Origin of the sequence: Flavobacterium columnare NBRC 100251 = ATCC 23463 (assembly GCF_002530675.1) — a bacterium.
GTDB lineage: Bacteria > Bacteroidota > Bacteroidia > Flavobacteriales > Flavobacteriaceae > Flavobacterium > Flavobacterium columnare.
Map to the genome: position 1 here is coordinate 1 of NZ_PCMX01000151.1, position 13868 is coordinate 13868.

General features: G+C 29.5%; 15 protein-coding genes. 12 read left to right on the forward strand and 3 right to left on the reverse strand.

The annotated features are described in order from the left end of the window. Positions 1 to 271 precede the first annotated feature (271 nt). Complete coding sequence (locus B0A78_RS13685) at positions 272 to 1297, reverse strand: threonine aldolase family protein (protein WP_065213957.1); 1026 nt, start codon at positions 1295 to 1297, stop codon at positions 272 to 274. 123 nt (positions 1298 to 1420) lie between these two features. Between B0A78_RS13685 and prfB the strand changes: the two genes are divergently transcribed. The 4 genes from prfB (at position 1421) to B0A78_RS13705 (ending at position 5603) form a co-directional block, all read left to right on the forward strand. Next, positions 1421 to 2516 (forward strand): peptide chain release factor 2 gene (gene prfB, locus B0A78_RS13690; protein ID WP_123906691.1). Its coding sequence is split into 2 segments (ribosomal slippage): positions 1421 to 1483 and positions 1485 to 2516, totalling 1095 coding nucleotides; the frame shifts between segments, so codons are not numbered across the junction. A 268-nt stretch (positions 2517 to 2784) separates the two neighbouring features. Then, entirely contained in the window at positions 2785 to 3405 is a 621-nt protein-coding gene (locus tag B0A78_RS13695; RefSeq protein ID WP_097609776.1) for an L-threonylcarbamoyladenylate synthase, read from the forward strand. A gap of 170 nt (positions 3406 to 3575) precedes the next feature. Continuing rightward, complete coding sequence (gene proC / locus B0A78_RS13700; RefSeq protein ID WP_065213599.1) at positions 3576 to 4376, forward strand: pyrroline-5-carboxylate reductase; 801 nt, start codon at positions 3576 to 3578, stop codon at positions 4374 to 4376. A 246-nt stretch (positions 4377 to 4622) separates the two neighbouring features. Then, positions 4623 to 5603, forward strand: coding sequence for a hypothetical protein (locus B0A78_RS13705; protein WP_065213600.1), 981 nt, complete (start codon positions 4623 to 4625; stop codon positions 5601 to 5603). 130 nt (positions 5604 to 5733) lie between these two features. Here B0A78_RS13705 and B0A78_RS13710 read toward each other — a convergent pair whose 3' ends face one another. Beyond that, positions 5734 to 6126 carry a glyoxalase gene (locus tag B0A78_RS13710; protein ID WP_065213601.1) on the reverse strand — a complete coding sequence of 131 codons (393 nt, stop codon included), beginning with the start codon at positions 6124 to 6126 and terminating at the stop codon, positions 5734 to 5736. 239 nt (positions 6127 to 6365) lie between these two features. Here B0A78_RS13710 and B0A78_RS13715 point away from each other — a divergent pair, with 239 nt between their 5' ends. After that, on the forward strand, positions 6366 to 6755 hold the full coding sequence (locus tag B0A78_RS13715; protein ID WP_065213602.1) for an acyl-CoA thioesterase: 390 nt from the start codon (positions 6366 to 6368) through the stop codon (positions 6753 to 6755). 77 nt (positions 6756 to 6832) lie between these two features. Here the strand turns inward: B0A78_RS13715 and B0A78_RS13720 are convergent, their stop codons facing one another. Further along, positions 6833 to 7564: a biotin--[acetyl-CoA-carboxylase] ligase gene (locus B0A78_RS13720; protein WP_014164524.1), complete on the reverse strand. Its 732-nt coding sequence runs from the start codon at positions 7562 to 7564 to the stop codon at positions 6833 to 6835. A 101-nt stretch (positions 7565 to 7665) separates the two neighbouring features. Here B0A78_RS13720 and rsfS point away from each other — a divergent pair, with 101 nt between their 5' ends. The 7 genes from rsfS to B0A78_RS13755 all read left to right on the forward strand — a co-directional run bounded on the left by rsfS (position 7666) and on the right by B0A78_RS13755 (position 13257). Further along, positions 7666 to 8037, forward strand: coding sequence for a ribosome silencing factor (gene rsfS / locus B0A78_RS13725; protein ID WP_014164525.1), 372 nt, complete (start codon positions 7666 to 7668; stop codon positions 8035 to 8037). A gap of 14 nt (positions 8038 to 8051) precedes the next feature. Further along, complete coding sequence (gene ftsH / locus B0A78_RS13730; RefSeq protein ID WP_097609777.1) at positions 8052 to 9974, forward strand: ATP-dependent zinc metalloprotease FtsH; 1923 nt, start codon at positions 8052 to 8054, stop codon at positions 9972 to 9974. 106 nt (positions 9975 to 10080) lie between these two features. Beyond that, a complete protein-coding gene (locus B0A78_RS13735) occupies positions 10081 to 10686 on the forward strand; it encodes an LUD domain-containing protein (protein ID WP_014164527.1) in 606 nt (201 codons plus the stop codon). A gap of 1 nt (position 10687) precedes the next feature. Further along, the gene (locus B0A78_RS13740; RefSeq protein ID WP_014164528.1) at positions 10688 to 11491 is read left to right on the forward strand and encodes a phosphatidate cytidylyltransferase; all 804 of its coding nucleotides are present in this window, start codon (positions 10688 to 10690) and stop codon (positions 11489 to 11491) included. After that, the gene (locus tag B0A78_RS13745) at positions 11481 to 12134 is read left to right on the forward strand and encodes a phosphatidylserine decarboxylase family protein (RefSeq protein WP_065213604.1); all 654 of its coding nucleotides are present in this window, start codon (positions 11481 to 11483) and stop codon (positions 12132 to 12134) included. The genes B0A78_RS13740 and B0A78_RS13745 overlap by 11 nt, the downstream gene beginning before the upstream one ends. A gap of 1 nt (position 12135) precedes the next feature. Further along, positions 12136 to 12402 (forward strand): acyl-CoA-binding protein, encoded by a 267-nt coding sequence (locus B0A78_RS13750; RefSeq protein ID WP_014164530.1) that lies wholly within the window; start codon positions 12136 to 12138, stop codon positions 12400 to 12402. Continuing rightward, entirely contained in the window at positions 12403 to 13257 is an 855-nt protein-coding gene (locus tag B0A78_RS13755) for a superoxide dismutase (protein ID WP_014164531.1), read from the forward strand. Positions 13258 to 13868: the final 611 nt, after the last annotated feature.

Genomic DNA, 13868 nt, shown 5'->3' on the forward strand with positions numbered 1-13868 from the left:
GGTTTAATTACAGAAAAAACTATTATTGAAAAGCTTCTTTCAACTCAAATAATACAAATTTTAGGCAAAAGCTCTTACGCTTTTTACTTGATTCATCTAGGTATTTTTTATGATTTTTTTCATAAGTATTTTAATTATTGGATAACTTTTATACTTATAAATTTTATTTCAATATTATTTTACACTAAAATTGAAATTTTATTTCACAATCTAATAAAACGACGAATTGAAAGTATTTAAAATACTTAACCTATAGATTCTTTTTTAGAAATTACATAGCAACTTTTGGAAGTATATCTAAAACATATTCATGCATGACTTGACGATAATCTAAATGAGTTACCATTCGTAATTTTCCTTGTCCCATTGAGCTTATATGTATAGCTCTACTTTTTAGCTTCTCAAGAATCATTCTTTCATCTAAATAGGGGTGAATAGTAAAAATCACAATATTTGTTTCTACTGGTTCCACAGAAGCCACCCAAGGGAGCTGATTTAAAATAAAGGCCAGTTCTTGTGCTCTTTTATGATCTATTTTTAATCGTTCAAGATGATTATCTAAAGCATAAATACCTGCGGCAGCTAGATAACCTGATTGGCGCATACCTCCACCAAATATTTTACGAATGCGAAGAGCTCTTTTTATGGTTTTTTCATCAGAAATCAATAGAGATCCTACAGGAGCTCCTAATCCTTTTGAAAGACAAACGGATATTGTGTCAAACAATTCTCCAAATTGTCTAGGAGATTGTCCTGTAGCCACTAAAGCATTCCAAATACGAGCACCATCTAAATGATATTTGAGATTATTTTGAATACAAACTTGTTTTATTTCCTTTAAAGTTTGAATATCATAACAGGCTCCCCCTCCTTTATTAGTTGTATTTTCTATACTTACAAGACTTGTTTTTGGAGCATGATAAAACTCAGGATCATTAATAGCTTTTCGTACTTGATCTACATTTATCATTCCTCTATGTCCTTCAATTAAACTTAAAGAACAGCCACTATTAAACGCAGTTCCTCCGCCTTCGTATAGGTAAATATGTGACCACCGATCGCAAATAATTTCATCTCCTGGTTGTGTATTTAATTTAAGAGCTGTTTGATTAGCCATAGTACCAGATGGGAAAAATAAAGCAGCTTCCATCCCGAATAGGTTAGCAACTTTACTTTCTAGAGCATTAACTGTTGGGTCTTGTTTATATACATCATCACCCACTTTAGCATTAGACATAGCATGTAGCATCTCTTGTGTAGGTTTTGTAACGGTATCACTTACCAAATTTATTTCCATAATTATAAAAGGATTGGTACTTTTGCTTAGGAAAGGATTCTGTATAGTTACAGATAATGTTCCAAGTAAATACAAAAATAGTATTTTAATTTTTTTTAAAAACTCCAAAAATAGAAATTTATTATGACAAATGCCGATCAAATTAAAGGTATTATAGAACGCCTAGGAGCGTTGAGGAGGTATCTTTGACATAGATGCCAAAATGATTGAAATTACAAATGAGGAAGAAAAAACATTTGCTCCTGATTTTTGGAATAATGCCAAAGAAGCAGAAGGCATTGTAAGAAATTTGCGTTCTAAAAAAAAATGGGTTGAAGATTATAATAAAGCTGTTGAATTTGCAGATGAACTTCAAATAGCATTTGATTTTTATAAAGAAGGTGAATTTACAGAAGAAGAATTAGACGATCTTTATTTTCAAACTATAGAACATATAGAAACTATAGAATTTCGTAATATGCTTTCTGATGAAGGTGATGCAATGAGTGCCGTATTGCAAATTACAGCTGGAGCTGGAGGAACAGAAAGTTGTGATTGGGCTAGTATGCTCATGCGTATGTACTTAATGTGGGGAGAAAAAAACGGATATAAAGTAAAAGAACTGAATTTTCAAGAAGGAGATGTAGCAGGAATTAAGACGGTTACTTTAGAATTTGAAGGCGAATTTGCTTTTGGATACCTCAAAGGTGAAAACGGTGTTCATCGTTTGGTTCGTATCTCTCCATTTGATAGCAATGCAAAACGGCATACCTCTTTTGCTTCAGTTTATGTGTATCCTTTGGTAGATGATACAATTGAAATTGAAATTAGCTCGGCTGATATTGAAATCACTACAGCACGTTCAAGTGGTGCGGGAGGACAAAATGTGAATAAAGTAGAAACAAAAGTTCAATTATTACATAAGCCTACAGGTATTCAAATTCAATGTTCTGAAACTCGTTCACAGCATGATAATCGAGAAAGAGCTATGCAAATGTTACGTTCGCAATTATATGAAATTGAATTGAAAAAACGTCTTGAACAAAGAGCTGATATTGAAGCCAGTAAAATGAAAATTGAATGGGGATCCCAAATCAGAAATTATGTTATGCACCCTTATAAATTAATCAAAGACGTTCGAACACAATACGAAACTAGTGACGTAGATGGTGTGATGAATGGTAATTTAGATTCGTTTTTAAAAGCTTACTTAATGATGATGGGACAAAAAGAAGAATAATACAGCTTAATAAGATTAGTGAAGAGGTTGTTCAAAACTTTTTTGGACAGCCTTTTTATTACTAAACTATTCGGGAGTGCCTATTGAAGATCGTTTTTTTATAAAGGTTTCTTAGACAAAGGAAGCTTTAGGATAGCCTCTTTTTGAAAATAAAAATTTAAACAAATTAATATTCTATTTTATTTTTTATAGAAACTAAAAAGAAGTAAATTTAACCCAACTTAGGCTTTTATAAGCTCACTAAATTGACAATACTAATTAGAACGATATGGCTCAATTTCTAAAAATTTATCCTCAAAATCCAAATGAAAAAGAAATAGCAAAAGTTATTAAGATACTACGAGAAGGAGGCCTTATAATTTATCCTACAGATACCGTTTATGGTTTAGGATGTGACATAACTAATACCAAAGCTCTAGAACGAATAGCTAAAATAAAAGGAGTTAAACTTGAAAAAGCAAACTTTTCATTTGTTTGTAGTGATTTAAGTCATATATCTGATTATATCAAACAAATAGATACCTCTACTTTTAAAATTTTAAAAAGAGCTTTACCTGGGCCCTATACTTTTATTTTGCCGGGCAATAATAATCTACCCAAAGAATTTAAAAAAAGAACTACTGTAGGGATTCGTGTACCTGATAATTCAATAGCTATTGAAATTGTAAAACAATTGGGAAATCCTATTGTTTCTACTTCAATTTATGATGAAGATGAAATTATTGAATATACCACAGATCCTGAATTAATTTTTGAAAAATGGCAAAATATTGTTGATTTGGTTATTGATGGCGGTTATGGTGATAATCATGCTTCTACCGTAATAGATTTATCAGGTTTAGAGCCAGAAGTAATTCGTGAAGGAAAAGGAAGTTTAGATATTTTTTAAAGAAAATATACTAATAGTTTACAATCTTTTCATTTAAAACAAAAGGAGGCTCGAATGAAGTGAATAGGTCAAGCAAATTACATAGTGTGACTTCTTCTGTATACCTTAAGATACTACTTTTTAGACATCCACTTTAAAAAATATTTTCCCCAATTTTAAAATAATAAAAGATGAAAATAGCAATAGTAGGCTATGGGAATTTAGGTAAAACTTTTGCTGGAAGTTTTGTTAAATCCCATTTTATAAGAAAAGAAGATATATTTGTTTATACACGTACATTGCCAAAAAGAGAAGATTGTTTTTTAATTCCTTTAAATAATTTTTCTACAGATCATTTTCCTTTTACTGAAGAAATAGATATTCTTATATTAGCTGTAAAACCACAAGAATTTGAGAAAGTAGCAAAGGTTTTACGTGATAAATTAAATAAACAAATAATTGTCCTATCCGTAATGGCAGGTGTTTCAATTCAAAAAATAGCTACTTTATTACAAGTAAATAAGATTGTTCGTTCTATGCCTAATTTAGGAACTCAGATAGGGCAGGGGATGACTGTTTTTTCAGCATCAGATACAATCGATAAAAAAGAGTTATTTATCATTCAAAATTTAATCAATACTACAGGAAAATCTATTTATGTAGAAAATGAAGGAATTTTAAATCCAGCAACAGCCGTGTCAGGTAGCGGACCCGCTTATGTTTTTTATTTTATGAATGCTATGATACAAGCGGCAAGAGAATTAGGATTTTCTGATGCAGAGGCAGAATTGTTAGTGCATCAAACTTTTTTAGGAGCGGTAAGTCTAAAAGCATCTCTTGGATTGTCTAATGATGAATTAATTAAAAAAGTAGCTTCAAAAGGAGGAACTACAGAACAAGCTATTCTGCTTTTTAATGAAAATAATTTGAATATGATCATTAATAGAGCTATTCAAAGAGCTAATTCAAAAGCAATAGAATTAGGAGATTAACTTTTATTATTTTTGTAGTTGTAAAATTCTATAAGAAATAATGTAGATGATAAAATAAAAAATGATGATAAAAGAATGTTAGAGAATATGGTTTAATAATTCTAACAAGCACTGTACTTGAATGGTTTAAAACTAAGTGAATTTATTCAATATGATTTTTATGGCTTAATCAATATAGATATAGAGTATAAAGATTTTAATAATTATAAACAATAACGGTTGCATAATTAAATTATAAAAAATAAAATGAAAGGATTTAAGATTTTAATAGTAAGCATTTTGTTGTCAGGATTTGAAAATATAAGAGGACAACAAACTATTAATAATGTTAAGATAGGACTAGAAGGCCCTGTATATGGAGTTGTCTTAGATGTAGATACGTATGCTAAAAATTATACAGGAGGATGGGCTAGGGCATTTTGGATTGGTGAATATGGAAAACCTATATCAATGGCATTTGGTTCGTATGGAAATGCTTTAAATGGAAATTTAGACTTGTCGTACACTTTTATAGGTAAAGATTGGGATAATACGTATATGACCTTTTTACCTAATAAAAAAATAGGAATTGGTACCAATTCTCCTACTGAAAGATTACAGGTTATAGGAGGAATTATGTCTGGAAATGAAAATGGAACAGGGGGAAGTTTATTTTTAGGAAATAGTTCGCATGGTTTAAAAAGAACTTCTAATGATGTAGAAATGTATACTCATGGAAATGATGGAAACTTAATATTTCATACTTTATTTAATCAGGAAAGAATGCGAGTAACTTCTGATGGAAATATTGGTATTGGAACAAATATTCCTGCAGCAAAATTAGATGTTAATGGGACAGCAATTTTTAAAAAGATAGGAATTGGTACCAATAATCCAGATGAAATGCTTGCGGTAAAAGGGAGTATTCATGCACAAGAGGTACGTATTGATCAAAAAATACCTGCAGATTATGTTTTTGAAAAATATTATAACGGAAAATCTATTTTAAAAGCTGATTATAAAATGCCTACTCTGGCAGAAATTGAAAAATATACTAAAGAAAACAACCATTTACCTAATATCCCATCTGCTAAAGAAATTCAAGAAAAAGGCTTTCAAATAGGAGAAATGACCAATTTGTTATTACAAAAAATAGAAGAGTTAACTCTTTATATCATAGAACAACAAAAGCGTATAGAAGCACTAGAAACCAAGCTAGCTAAAGAAAATAAGACTATTTACCGATAATTTAAAAGAGGATAGACTAAAAATCTATCCTCTTAACTATCTTAATTATAAAACCTATTGCTGGTTGGTTGCTCCTCAGCAGAGCCAACTTCCTCTTGAATTTGATGTTGTAATATAAGCAATTTAAAATCTAAATAATTAATAATTGAATATTGTTTTTTAATCGTTCAATTATTAAATTTATCATCCTTTTGTTTAAGTTTGATGAGTTTTTTGTATATTCCGTATAGTCATCAAGGGTAAATAAGCCAATTACCATTCCTTTTAGAGAATTTCTAAACTTAATATCTTTTTGTAGGGTATTTTCGATATAAGTTATTTTTTTTTCCACAGAAAGAGTAAAAAAAACATTCTTTTGTTTAATAGCATAATTAATGAAAACTTGAATAAATAAATCATTCTGTAGTTTTAGTATAGGACGAATTGTCATATTTTGAAACAATTCTTCTGATGAAGATTCAACACTTATATTCCCTAAAGGCTCTCCTTTTAAAAGTAAAAGTTTTTTATCGCGAGTTTCCATCTTCTATTTTTTATTAAATATAGTAAAAAATTTATTATTAAGAATTTACTCTCAAAAAAAAGCTAATAAAATTCTGTTAAAAACCCAATGTTTTTAGTACACTTTTGAATAATGTCAATAGAAAAATAAAAAACAAAAAAGCTAATAAAGTCAATAATAAAGGTTTTAAAATAAATAGCTATAGGAATTAATATTTGATCTTCTGGAAATATGTAAATTTGTTCTTAATAAAATTAGGCATGAGATATAAGACACACAAATGGGTTAGACCAGAAGATTTAAACGCAAATGGAACTCTTTTTGGAGGAAAATTGTTATCTTGGATAGATGACGAAGCAGCACTTTATTCAATAGTTATTTTAAAAAATAATAAAATTGTAACGAAGTTTATGTCTGAAATAAACTTTATGAGTTCTGCTCGACAAGGCGATATTATAGAAATAGGATTAGATGTTATTAAATTTGGAAGTACCTCTATTACAATGAAATGTGAGGTTAAGAATGTAATGACAAAAGCTACTATTATTACAGTAGATTCTATTACGATGGTTAATTTGGACAGTTTTGGTCAACCGGCTAATCATGGTAAAACACAGTCTGACTTAGCCTTGGATGAAAAAAGTATTTAAACTTTTGCTTTCTATAAAATAATTTAAAATGCTTTAATCAATTTTTAGATAAAGCATTTTTTTATTCTCTTATTCCGTTAATAAAGCATTGTAATTTCCTTAATTCCAAAAGTCTGAATAGTATCATCTTCCATCATAATTTCAAGTAAACCATCATAATTTACTTTTTGAATAATGCCCATAAATTTTTTATTTTTTTGATCTTCAAATACAGCAGGTTTATGAATTTTAAATAAATAGGTATGATAATTTTTCCATAATTCTATTTTCCCATCCTTTTTTAACTTTTCTAGATTTATTTTTAATATATCTAAGATAGTAAATAATATTTCTTCTACATTATATTCCTTGTCAGTTATACGTTTTAATGAAGATGCTTTAGGTAAATTACTAAAATTCTCTTGATTTACATTTAGGCCAATTCCTATAATGGATTCTACCTGTTGATTTTCTTTAAAATTATTTTCTATTAATATACCTGAAATTTTTTTATTTCCTGACATAATGTCGTTTGGCCATTTTATGTGTAAGTCAGGAATTTGATATTTTTCAAGAGCCTCTTTAATAGTTACAGCAACAGTTATATTAAGGTCAAAAATAGTAATGTTATGATCTGTTATTTTGTTTATCAATATACTGGTTATTAGGTTTTTATCTTTTTCTGTGTTCCAGCTACTTCCCATTTGTCCTTTGCCTTTCCATTGGCTCTTAGCTGTAACTACTGTGAAATTTTCAAGGCTCTGATTTTGTGAAAGTTTTTTTAAAAAATCATTTGTAGAATCTATGGCATTGAGTTTGATTAACTTCATGTAATGTGATTTGAAATAGTAAAAATTAAGTATCTATATTTTTATCTTTCAAAATAAAGACAAAAAAGAATAACTTTGCGAAAAATAATTATTAAAGATAAATGGCGAACAAAGAAGTAGGAAACGATATTTTATTAGCAAATATCATTAAAGGTATTGAAGACGTAAAAGGGAATGATATAGATATTTTAGATCTTAGAGAATTAGAAAATACAGTTTGTGATTATTTTGTGATTTGCAATGGTACCTCGAATACACAAGTTAATGCAATTGTAAATTCAGTTCAAAAGGCTGTTTCAAAAGAACTCAAAGAAAAACCTTGGCATGTAGAAGGAACTGATAACGGAGAATGGGTATTAATGGACTATGTTCACATAGTTGTTCATGTTTTCCAAAAACACATCAGAGAATATTACAACATAGAAAGTCTTTGGGGAGATGCTAAAATTACATCAATCGAAAATAAATATTAATTGTTAGAGTATCTATGTCAAAAGAAAATAAGCAAAATAATTTTAAATTTAATCCTTGGTGGATATACGTTTTAATAGGAACGGTATTTATAGGGATGTATTTATCAGGACAATCTCGTTGGATTGAACCCACTAAAACAAATGTTTCTAAGTTTTATGAGTTTTTAGAAGCAGGAGATGTAGATAAAGTAGAAGTAGATAATGATCGTTTTGTTACGGTTTATTTAAAAGAAACTGCTTTAGCAAAAGAAGCTCATACAAAGTTACCCAAAGAAGATCTATTAGGAGGTAAAAATGTAGGTCCTCATTATTCTTTCGAAATTAGTGGCGAAGATGGTAGTTTTTCTAAAGATTTAAAAGAAGCTAAATTAGCAAAAAAACTTTCTCAATACGAATACAAGACATCAGGTGGATGGACTGATTTTATGATTCAGTTATTACCTATTTTTATCTTGATTGGATTTTGGATTTTTATGATGCGTCGTATGTCTGGAGGAGGCTCAGGAGGCGGAGGACAGATTTTTAATATGGGACGATCAAAAGCTAAACTTTTTGATGAAAAAACAGATGTAAAAGTTACTTTCAAGGACGTAGCAGGATTAGAAGGAGCTAAAGAAGAAATTCAAGAAATTGTAGAATTTTTAAAAAACCCAAAAAAATATACGGATTTAGGAGGTAAGATACCTAAAGGAGCTTTATTAGTTGGGCCTCCAGGTACAGGTAAAACATTGTTAGCAAAAGCAGTAGCAGGGGAAGCTAAAGTTCCATTCTTTTCCCTTTCTGGTTCTGATTTTGTAGAAATGTTTGTAGGAGTAGGGGCATCTAGAGTTCGTGATTTGTTCAAACAAGCCAAAGAAAAGTCACCAGCAATTATTTTTATTGATGAAATAGATGCGGTGGGTCGAGCAAGAGGAAAAAGCAATTTTTCAGGATCTAATGATGAGCGTGAAAACACATTAAATCAGCTTTTGACCGAAATGGATGGATTCGGAACAGATACCAGTGTAATTGTACTAGCTGCTACCAACCGTGCAGACGTGTTGGACAAAGCTTTAATGCGTGCGGGACGTTTTGATAGACAAATTTATGTTGATTTACCAGACATTCGTGAACGTAAAGAAATTTTTGAAGTACATTTAAAACCTTTAAAAAAGGTAGAAGGTTTAGATACTGACTTTTTGTCAAAACAAACACCAGGATTTTCAGGAGCGGATATAGCTAATGTGTGTAATGAAGCCGCTCTGATTGCAGCTAGAAACAACAAATCTGCAGTAGACAAACAAGACTTTTTAGATGCAGTAGATCGAATTGTAGGAGGACTCGAAAAGAAAAATAAAATAATTACAGTAGAAGAAAAAAGAGCAATAGCAATTCATGAGGCTGGACATGCTACAGTGAGTTGGATGTTAGAACATGCAGCACCACTTGTAAAAGTAACTATTGTACCTAGAGGACAAAGTTTAGGAGCCGCTTGGTACCTGCCAGAAGAAAGACAAATCGTTAGACCGCATCAGATGTTAGACGAAATGTGCGCCACAATGGGAGGTCGCGCTGCTGAAAAAGTAGTTTTTGATATGATTTCTACAGGAGCTTTAAGTGATTTAGAAAAAGTAACAAAACAAGCACGTGCTATGGTTACTATATATGGATTAAATGAAACATTAGGTAATGTAACTTATTATGATTCTTCAGGACAATCCGATTATAATTTTTCTAAACCGTATTCAGAAGAAACAGCTTTGACAATAGATAAAGAAATATCGGCTATTATTGAAAAACAATATCAACGCGCTATTCATATTCTGCAAGAAAACAAAGAAAAGTTAGAGCACTTGGCAGATATTTTAATAGAAAAAGAAGTAATCTTTAAGGACGATTTAGAGCAAATTTTTGGAAAACGTCCGTATGATAAACCTTTACAGGAAGAAATTGTTTAAAACTTAGTTAATAAAAACTTTAAAAAACTCAATCTTATGTTAAAATTAGATTGAGTTTTTTTTAACTTTGCCAATTAAATCAACTACTTCTATTTGTAAGTAATATATGAGTATTTTTAGGAAAATTTTTGGGTCAAGTAATGATGCTTCTCAAGAAGCTAATGAAAGTGAATATAATCCTTTTCAAGAAGTAAATGTTAATTTACCAGTAGATGAGTTGTTCACCTTGAATTTTAAAAAGAATGGAGGCAAATTCTTATACTGTGAAAATTTAGCAGAATTAAATGAACAATTTGAAAATATTTTAGAAGAGAATGATTGGTTCGAATCAGAGGCTATTTGCTTGGAATCAAAATTATTTGGAATGCTAGATTCTAATAATATAACCTATCTGAATACTACAAGGCCTAAATTTTTATTAGCAACTTGTGAAGGACTTATTGCAGAAGACGGTTCTATTATGTTTTCTTCTAGTCAAATAAAACATAATAAAATTAACGAACTGCCAGATAGTATAGTAGTAATAGGAGCCACCAGCCAGATGGTTCCAGGTAAAAGTGATGGATTGAGGGAAATTAAAAAACGATATACCACTAATTATCCAACGAATATTACAACTATTAAGTATTTCGAAAAAGTTAAAGAAGAAGATTTTCTTCATTACGGAAGTTCTCCAAAAAATGTATATTTACTTTTATTAGAAGATTTATAGCATGAACGAAACATTAGTCCGTGCATTATCAGGCATTGTATATATTGCTTTGTTAGTGTCTGCTACTCTATATTCAGAAGAATCCTTTTTAATTCTTTTTGGACTTTTTTTATTGCAAGCAGTAAATGAGTTTACAAATTTAGTTAGGATGAACAAATGGCTGGCTTTTTTATTAGCTATCATTTCGTATCTTAATTTTACCTACTTTAATAACTATCCTTTTAACAATTGGATGCTTACCATCATCAGTTTAATGGTATTGATTTTTCTTTGTAGTTGGTTATTTAATAATAAAATAAAAAACATCACTGCTTTGCATTGGATCCTATTAATAGGTTATATTATCATCCCATTCATACTAATTACTAAACTGGGTGAAATAAATGATAATCATTATCCTCATATTATTATAGCAATTTTTATTTTAATATGGACAAATGACACATTTGCCTATATAGTTGGTAAAAAAATTGGAAAAAGGAAGTTGTTTGAAAAAATATCACCCAAAAAAACAATAGAAGGTTTTTTAGGAGGTGCCCTCTTTGCTATATTGGCAAGTTTTATAATTGGGATATATTATGTAAATTTGTTTCCGTTAGTATATTGGGTTTTGATTGCTTTATTTACGAGTTGTTTTGGAACCATTGGTGATTTAGTTGAATCAAAATTCAAACGCTTAGCTGGGGTTAAAGATAGTGGTAATATTATGCCAGGTCATGGAGGAATATTAGATCGACTAGATAGTATTATTTTTACAACTCCATTTGTTTATTTATTATTAAAAATTGTAGGATATGTTTCATAAAGAAGGAATTAAAATTATTTCAGTAGCTTCATTGGTAATGATTATCAGCTTGTTTTTAGCGGATAAATTTCTAGTTGATATTATATGGTTACGTTTGACTGTACAAATAGTAGTGTTATTTTTATATGTAATGATTTTACAATTTTTTAGAAATCCTAACAGAACAATACAACCTAACGAACATACAATATTAGCTCCTGTTGATGGTAAAGTAGTAGTCATAGAAGAAGTATACGAAGAAGAATACTTTAAGGATAGACGTTTGATGGTTTCTATATTTATGTCTCCAATAAACGTTCATGTTACTCGTTACGCTGTTTCTGGAATAGTTAAATACAGCAAATATCATCCAGGAAAATATTTGGTAGCTTGGCATCCAAAAGCTAGTACGGAAAATGAACGTACTTCCGTGGTCGTTCAAAATAAAGTTTTTGGAGAAATTATGTATCGTCAAATTGCAGGAGCCTTAGCAAAAAGAATTGTAAATTATGCAAAAGAAGGAGATCTAGCTACTCAAGGAACTGATGCAGGATTTATAAAATTTGGTTCTCGTGTAGATTTATATTTACCTTTAGGAACTAAGGTTAATGTACAACTACAAGAAAAAGCAATTGGAAATTACACAGTTATTGCGCAAGCTTAAAATGTTTGATCAAGAATTAGATATTAAATTTAAGGAGGCTTTCATGAAAGTTTCTAAAATGCAACAGGACTCTCTTCCTCAGGATATTATGTTGCGTTTATATGCCTATTACAAACAAGCCAGTTATGGCTCTATGTCTAATATGAAGTATAGTAATCTGGATGTACGCGATGCTTTTAAATTAAACGCTTGGATGCAGGTAAGCCATTTGTCTATTGAGGAAGCTAAAAAAAGTTATATTGATTTAGTAAATGAAATAGTTGTATAAATGGATAAAAAAAAAATAGTTATCATAAATTGTTGGGTTGCATTATCTTTTTTAAGTTGTAAGAAAGATACCTTGGTAGAAGTAGTAGATGTTCCTGCTACTCCCATAATGGCTGTTGAAAAAAGAGATACCAAACCGTCCGATTTAAAAGCTAATGAAGGATCTTTTCAATTATACAATTTAACTTATGATTACAAAGCTTTAGAACCTTATATAGATTCTAATACTTTAGAGCTACATTATTCAAAATATTTGTTGCCCTATGTTAATGCTTTAAATAAATCGGTTATAGGAACAAAATATGAAGTATTAGATTTCTTAAATATATTTAAAAACCTAAATTATTCGGATACTGATGTTCGTAATTATGCAGGAGCAGTATACAATCATAATTTTTACTTTGAATCTATTGCCCCAAAAGCTGGTGGACAGCCTAGCGGTGAATTATTAGAGGCTATTAATAGAGATTTTGGTTCTTTTGATCAGTTTATTCAAAGTTTTTCAGAAGCCTCTATAAGAATTAATGGTTCAGGTTGGACTTGGTTGCTTTCGGATAAATACGGGAAATTAAGAATTATTACCACAGCCAATAATGATGCACCTCAGATGAAAACACTAGGTATTAAAGGAGTTCCCTTATTATGCTTAGATATGTGGGAACATGCGTATTATTTAAAATTTCAAAATAGAAAAAGAGAATACGCTAATACATTTTTTAGTATAATTAATTGGCCTAAAATAGAAGAAAGATATAGTGCTTTTCCAAAATCTACTTACCCGACTGCTAGTCCCGTTTCAACGACAACTATAGAGGAAGAATCTAATTTAGTTCCTCTAGAAGATAAAAAAGAATAATATCTTTTTAATTCTAAAATCAATAGAGTGTAAGAATAATAAAATTTTATTTATTATTCTTACACTCTTCGCTTAAAATAATAAATCTATAGAAAATATAGAGAGATAATGTGTTCAATATAATATTAATAGGTTCAAAAAGTCGTTCTAAAGTGTAATATTTTTGAAGAATAAATATTAGATTTTGCATTACAAATGAAATAGTACTTATAAGTAAAAAATAATTTTTATTGTTAACATCTTTGTTTTCTAAATAATAATTAGATAATGAAAGCCCCCCTAATAAAGACATTAATAAACCATTAAATAGAAGTACTAAAAAATTGTAGGTATAAAAATCTTTAAATAAAAATATAATATACAAGTAAAAGAATAAAAATGGGATTGTGGAAATTGCAATGGGAATAGGTTCTTTTCTAGTTATACTTTTATAAACTAATATAAGACTAAGTAATCTATTAATTAAATAAGCAATCATTCCATAAAATAAAAAAGATTTTGTTTTATATTGAAAAAAGAAATTGCTTATAGTTACAAAAATAAGAATTCCTATAAAAAGAGAATTTCTCCTTGATGAACTGTATATATAGAGTATTTGTAAGGATATTAGA